1 protein-coding gene and 1 pseudogene are annotated in these 1,063 nt (G+C 66.7%); both read left to right on the top strand.

Annotated features, from left to right (window positions below; translation table 11 throughout):
- On the top strand, positions 1 to 438 hold a 438-nt coding region (locus JCM25156_RS17845; protein ID WP_025814219.1), incomplete at its 5' end, for a YdcF family protein.
- A 77-nt stretch (positions 439 to 515) separates the two neighbouring features.
- A pseudogene (locus JCM25156_RS25950) lies at positions 516 to 1,063 on the top strand (lysophospholipid acyltransferase family protein); the annotation flags it as partial.

The following is a 1,063-nucleotide window of genomic DNA, read 5'->3' as shown; positions in this document are numbered from 1 at the left end:
CTGCTGATTTCGGGCGTGGACCTGCACGCGACGCTGGAGGATTTCCTGCACCGCCTGCCCCAGCCCGTTCCCCTGCCGTTATGGACCCGCACCACGCTGGGCCGGCGCGCCACCTCCACGCTGGGCAATGCGGACGAGACGGCGGCATGGGTCCACGCCAACAACATCCACAGCCTGATTGTGGTCACAGCGGGGTATCACATCCGCCGCGCCATGCTGGAAATATCGCGCACCATCCCCGATGTCCGGCTGTACGGCTACCCCATACGCCCGCCCGCGCTGCACCACCTGCTCCACCCCGCGACGCTGCGGCTCATGGTTGTGGAATATGACAAATGGCTGCTGGCCTGCCTGGACCTGCCGCGCCTGACCCGCCCGCTGCACAGCCTGATCCACCATTCCGATACGCGCGCCGGCATTCCGGAGGGACTGGGCTGATCCGGCATCCGGCTTGTCGTGGCGGGCGTTTTCTGGTGTTAGGATAGCCGCATCCCGCACTGATGGACCTGTTTGCAATGACCCTACTGCGCGCGCTTGTGTTCAACCTGTATTTCCTGCTGCTGACCGTCGTGATGGGTGTTATCGCGTTTCCCATCCGGCTGTTCGCGCCGGGCCACGCGCTGGCCTATGCCAAGCTGTGGACGGGGCTGACCCTGCGGGGGCTGGAACGTATCTGTAAAATCCGCATACAGGTCAGCGGCAGGGAGCACCTGCCCGGCGGCTCCTGCCTGCTGGCGTGCCAGCACCAGTCCGCCTTTGACGCGCTGGTATGGATGAACCTGGTGCCGCGCCCCACCTATGTCATGAAACGTGAACTGGAGCGGATCCCGCTGGTCGGCCCCATGCTGCGGCTGAGCGGCATGATCCCGGTGGACCGCGATGGCGGGGCCAGGGCACTGCGCGCGCTGCTTGCCGCGACCGACAGGGCCGTGACGGACAGACGCCAGATCATCATCTTCCCCGAAGGCACGCGCACGCCACCCGGCGCGCCCGTGCGCCTGCAGCCCGGCATTGCCGCGCTTTCCGCCCATACCGGTGTGGCCGGTCATTCCGGTGGCGACGG

The sequence above is a fragment of the Komagataeibacter kakiaceti JCM 25156 genome (assembly GCF_000613305.1).
Note: the sequence above shows the minus strand (reverse complement) of the source record. Positions and strands in the feature narration are given on the sequence as shown.